General features: G+C 46.6%; 7 protein-coding genes. 1 reads left to right on the top strand and 6 read right to left on the bottom strand.

The annotated features are described in order from the left end of the window. Window positions 1-1010: DNA polymerase III subunit beta family protein (locus AC075L_RS21595; protein ID WP_476388193.1), on the bottom strand; the 1010-nt coding region annotated here is incomplete at its 3' end. A gap of 100 nt (window positions 1011-1110) precedes the next feature. On the opposite strand from AC075L_RS21595, the gene AC075L_RS21600 reads away from it, so the two are divergent. Further along, window positions 1111-1455, top strand: a complete 345-nt coding sequence (locus AC075L_RS21600) for a hypothetical protein (protein ID WP_055059186.1) — start codon at window positions 1111-1113, stop codon at window positions 1453-1455. 9 nt (window positions 1456-1464) lie between these two features. On the opposite strand, the gene AC075L_RS21605 is transcribed toward AC075L_RS21600, so the two are convergent. From AC075L_RS21605 to AC075L_RS21625, 5 genes are all read right to left on the bottom strand, one after another. Then, window positions 1465-2346, bottom strand: a complete 882-nt coding sequence (locus AC075L_RS21605; protein WP_476388194.1) for a 3'-5' exonuclease — start codon at window positions 2344-2346, stop codon at window positions 1465-1467. A 406-nt stretch (window positions 2347-2752) separates the two neighbouring features. Then, the gene (locus tag AC075L_RS21610; protein ID WP_476388195.1) at window positions 2753-2971 is read right to left on the bottom strand and encodes a hypothetical protein; all 219 of its coding nucleotides are present in this window, start codon (window positions 2969-2971) and stop codon (window positions 2753-2755) included. A 128-nt stretch (window positions 2972-3099) separates the two neighbouring features. Next, window positions 3100-3741: a single-stranded DNA-binding protein gene (locus AC075L_RS21615; protein WP_476388196.1), complete on the bottom strand. Its 642-nt coding sequence runs from the start codon at window positions 3739-3741 to the stop codon at window positions 3100-3102. Between the two features lie 58 nt (window positions 3742-3799). Beyond that, window positions 3800-4450: a hypothetical protein gene (locus tag AC075L_RS21620; RefSeq protein WP_476388197.1), complete on the bottom strand. Its 651-nt coding sequence runs from the start codon at window positions 4448-4450 to the stop codon at window positions 3800-3802. Then, window positions 4443-5432 carry a hypothetical protein gene (locus AC075L_RS21625; RefSeq protein ID WP_476388198.1) on the bottom strand — a complete coding sequence of 330 codons (990 nt, stop codon included), beginning with the start codon at window positions 5430-5432 and terminating at the stop codon, window positions 4443-4445. Before AC075L_RS21625 ends, AC075L_RS21620 begins: the two co-directional genes overlap by 8 nt. Between the last annotated feature and the right edge of the window lie 39 nt (window positions 5433-5471).

Genomic DNA, 5471 nt, shown 5'->3' on the forward strand with positions numbered 1-5471 from the left:
TCCTCCGGATATGCCTTCAGGATCCCCTTCATGATCGCAGGACTGAGTCCGATCCTTAAAGGTTTACCCTCTACATCTGCGGCTAACTCTTCATCAACCGTTACTTTCCCATCCATGTGGACATTAATGGTACGGTCAATATCAAAGATCGTCGGCTGCGGGACATTCCCGGACATGGCAGGCATCAGGGCATAAGCGCATCTTCCGATTGTATCCATAAGGATGGCCTTATCTACCCTTATCTTGACTACCGGGCTTTTATCCGGGAACAGTCTCTCATACTCGTAGAACCTGCCGCCCGTTAATGCCCCGGATACCTTATCCGTTTCGGTTTCCAGAAGAAATCGGTTCTCTCCGATCACGAAGGTTACCTCTTTCTCTATGTCTGACGGGATCAAAGGAAGGATCGCCGACAAAATGGCTCCGCGGATCATGCAGTTTGCATGGATACCTGTCGGCTTAACCTCTTCTTTACGGATGGCGATCTGATGCCCGTCAAGAGCTGTCACCTGGACGGTGGAATCCGCTATCTCAAAATAAACAGAAGACATCTGCGGGTTCTCTTCCCCTCTGTAGCAGGCGAACAGGACATCTGTGATCATCTGCTTAAAGGTATAGGCATTCAGGGAAAGTCTTTTTTCCTCCCCTTCAAGGGCCTGGAACGGAAGGACTTTTTCTAGGTCCCCAACCTCTCCTTTCAGACGGCATCTTTCAGCTTCCATAAAAAGGGCGGAATCTTTCTGTCGGATCGTGATCTCCCCTTCCGGCATCAGGGATGCGATCTCAAGGGCTCTCCGGCAGTTGGTGCAGCATTCACCGGGCTCCTTGACTTCCATCCGCTCATTTACCTTAGTCTTGATACCAAGCAAACGGCCTGTGGTCATAAATTCCACACCTGTAGAGTCTGCAGTGATCTTAAGATAATCAAGATCCTTTCCTCCAACTCCGATCCCTCCGATCACCTTTTTCAATGCCTTTACTAAATCTTCCTTTGCAATTCTAATCTTCATAACATTTTTCTCCTTTCGTTTTTTAGAATCGCTGACAATATGAAGAAAAAAATTTTTGAATGAGAAATTAGTCATATTGTCGCCATAGGAGGTGATCAAGTTGATCCGTAATCTATGGTCCATTACAAAGATCTGCTGCGGATGCCACGAGGAACCGATAGCCATGAGGCTCCAGAACGGCCCGAAGTCCGTCTTTTATGCCTGCCCGGAATATGATAAGAAATACCATGGGGAGAAAGGCTGTCCGAACAGGGTAAGTACGGAGATCGTGGAGCAGATACTTGACATTTTAGGGGAAAAGATAGAGGAGGCAGAGCAGAAAGGGGAAGAGATCAACCTTACGAATTACAGGTTCACCCACAAGATGGTCGAGTGCGTGGTCTTAAGCCATTCGCCGTTTTCCCTGAAAATCTCCCTGAAGAACAAACGGGCTTTCCTGCATTAAAAAAGCGGCTTACACAGCCGCTTTTTCCTTTCTTTTTTCTTTTAGGATAAGGCTCAGGCCTTTCATGTCAGAAACCCTGTACTTTTTAAAACACTGACTGAGCAGATGCTCCATGTCAATGTCATCCACAGAACACATTGCATCTTTGTTTGTGCTCCAGTACCCGCCTATGAGGTCATAATAAACCTGCCCGGAAGATGTGACCGCTATCAGACGTTTCATACTGCCGCACTTCGGATTTTCCCAATAATAACAGTAAGATAACTGCACCCGCATTTTACTGTCCGCATCCTCTTGTTTCCTCAGGTACTCTGACAGGGCACATATAAAGACCCTGCGTGTCGCCGTTACATCATCAATGGAGGAATGGAAGCGGAGTCCACGGTCACAGCCGTAATAATGTGCCGCTGCTAACAGTTTGTAATTTTCCACTCTATCTCTTGGGATGCAGTCCTTCGCCATCTCATATACATCAATGTACCTTCCATAGCTGAACCGGTCGTAGTTGCGTTCATACAGCCCCACGATCTTATCCAGGTCAAAGTCTAGCCGGTATCCTGCCAGGATCCCGCCCTTGGAAAGAAATTCCTTTATGACAGGAAAACAATGCCTTTCATCCGGGTAATCCGAAAGAAAGGCATTTGTGATCCCATTCACTTTCGTTGCACTTTCTGGAAGTTTCTCATCCGGACGGATATACAGGTCCAGCCTCTCCACTTCCCGCATGGAAAACGGATTTTTTTCATACCGGTACCGTAGATCGCCCGAAAACTGTACGATCTGACATTTCTTTTTCAGACCGACAGTTTCCGTATCCAGGACAACGATCGTGTCATTATTCTTTAACAGATCTATGACCATCTGTTTATATCTGGATGTACTCCATGTCATTGGCACCCCCTCGACCTGTAAAGAGCCAGGTACTGCTGGATGGCATATAACCCTTCTCTTTTGACAGGATCCTTTTCCGTTGCAGGATCAATGTGTAAATACAGATCCATGGTTGCATGGGAGGCTTCGTTATACTTCGTTTCCTCAAAAGCCTGCTGTACCGTACGGTTCCTGAAGATTCGCAAACCCCAGGACATAATTTGCCGGATCCGGGATACGGATGGCACTCTCTGTAAAATACGGTGGTTCAAAGGTTGAGTAGGTATTGCTTGGAAGACCCAGATATTTGATCGCAGCCCGGTCAAATGCAATGTACTGGGCTACCTGTACCGGATAACCCTTAAACTTATCCGGAAGGAGGGATACTGAAGTCTCCCCGATCTCCGCAACCGTTCTTACAGAGCCGTCAAATATCTTTGATCTCAGATCTGCATACTACAACCGCGTGGTTGACATCCGTCGAACGGACATCAAATTCCATGGACATCTGCGGAAACGTTCTGGATATATAAGCATAGATACTGGTATGGGTCAGCCGAATGTTTCCCTGCATGTCCGTATATCCTACAAGATCGATCACCCCATTGAACAGGGTACTCTGGATTGCTATGTAGCTTTTCATCATAAGATCTCCTTTCGTGTTCTTATATCGTTCAATGTGAAGAATTTGTCTTTGTCTGAAATCCATTTTACAAAAATCCCTGCACTGCCTGTTTTGGATTCAAAAAAAGGGAAGTGCCGAAGCACTTCCTTTTAATTGAACGGAAGTTCATCATCAAGACCTTCCGGAATGTTCATGAAACCATCGTCTCCCATTCCGAATGACCCTCCGCCATAGTTCTGCTGTGGGGCATTCTGCTGTGGTACACTCTGCTGTCCGTAGCCCTGTGGCTGGGACTTTGGTGCACTCTGCTGCGGTACATTCTGCTGCGGCACATTGTATCCGCCCTGCTGTCCATAACCCTGCGGCTGGGACTGCTGTGGGGCATTCTGCTGTGGTACACTCTGCTGTGGCGCATTCTGCTGGCCGCCATAGTTCTGCGGAGGCTGCTGGCCTGCACCCTGCTGGGAGGAGTTCTTGCCTTCGGCAAACTCCTGTTCCTCAACTACTACATCTGTAGTGTAGACTTTCTGTCCGGAATTATTGGTATAACTGCCGGTCTGGATGCGTCCTGCAACAAGAACCTTGAGTCCCTGGTGGAAATACTTCCCTGCAAACTCCGCGGAGCGTCCAAAAGATACGCAGCTGATAAAGTCTGCTGTTGCTTCCCCGTCTCTCTTAAAGCGACGGTCTACTGCGAGAGTATACCTCGCAATTGCAGTACCACTCTCCCCTGCAGAATATCTCACCTCTGGATCTCTTGTTAAGCGTCCCATTAAAATAACCTTGTTCATAGTCTTCTCCTTTCGTAATGAAATAATATTTTTACCACTTCAATATGGATAAAATCTCTTAAAATGGTAAAGTTTCAAAAGCCTGGCATTCATAGTAGGAAATGTCCCTGCTTTTAAATCCTTTCTCATCTGTTTTTTCCTTAATGTTCCTTATCCGCGGACCGCAGATACATACGGAACGGCTTTGTCCGGTCATGTAAAGGGAAGCGGCTTTTTTGATCTCCTCTCCTGAAAACCGGACAATCCTAGAATACAGGACTTCATGTGCCCTGTCCTTATCCAAAAATTCTGCAATAAGAGCCCCATCATCTGCTGTCCGCAGAAACGGCGTGTTTCCGATGATCACACTCATCTTCCCTTTGTACCCGGAAAAATTCCATAAACCAGAATATTTAAAATCCGCAGCGATACGCTCCTGGGCCTTGATCTTACAGAGTACGGATATATAGGAACCGACCTGGATCTTTGAGGCGACCAGTCTGGTCTTTAACATTTTCCGGTATTCTCCATAGTCATCTACAAAAACAACCTTTGCAGTCCTGATCTTTATCATTCCGTTTTCAATGTTTGAACCCGAAATACAGACTAAAAGTGCTTCTCCATCCTGCTGGATCTTCGCAACGGTTCCCGCCAAAAGTTCCCACGGCGGACCGCCCCTTCCCTTGATGACATACCCCTCAAGCTGTGAACTTGAGAGGATCCTAAGCATTGATCACACCTCCTAAAAAGTTTCCAAGACCTTTGCGGTAGGTGATCTCCTGGGTTTCATTTCCGATCCCTTTGAAGCTTGCGACGGCAACCAGTGCACGTTCAGGATCATCCATCGGGAAGAATTGTCCCATAAAACAGGACAGGGCATTTTTTTTCCTGATGCCTACATAGGAAGACACTTCCTGAAGGATCTCTTTCGGAGAAAGACCTGTTACCTCCATTTTTTTATAGCAGGAATTAATCAGTTCATTGATGCCCGGGACAAGTTCCTCCAGGGATGTTTCCGAGCGGTGCTTCTGCTTTAAAACACCGGTATAGATCAGGGCACCCTCTTTTCTCCATGCGTTGATGAAGGTCAGGGATTCCCGTCCCACACAGGAATCACGGATAACCAGTTCCTGTTTCCATCCATGTTTTTCCCTTGGAAGGGCGATCTCCACCTGGAAACGGATATCGTTATAAAAAAAGTCTGTGACCTCCGCTCCCTCTTCCAGATAATGATCTGCAACTTGGTACAGATCCCCGGAAATGGCATCCAGTGCTGTCTTATGGATGGCTGAGACTACCTTGTACTTATCCTTCATGGTATAAAGGATATATGCATAATCTCTTTCCTTAAACAGCTGAGCCAGATGGAAATCCCTCCAGATGGAAGGCTCTGATGCATTCCTTGTCCATCCAAACAGGTCGTTGAGGGAACGGAATGTCAGTTCGTCTACCAGGTACAGCTTTTTCTCTATACGGAATGCAAATCCGGTAATGGAAAGCATCCGGATAGCCCATCCCGGAAGATCAGACAGTTTCCATGTCTTTTCTTCCTCGTATGGATACCCCCGTAAAAGCATGGGCGAGATCTCGCATAAATAGACGACCCCGTCATTGATCTCTTTTACAGACAGGATGCTTACCTGATCCATAAGGACTTTTTTCTTATAGGATGATTTATTGTAGTCATCCCATGCAGTTTTAAACTTGTTCATCTTAGATTCTCCTTTCGTTTTTTTATGAGTAAAATATGA

It is taken from the genome of Blautia sp. ZXY-1-B12 (assembly GCF_056339915.1).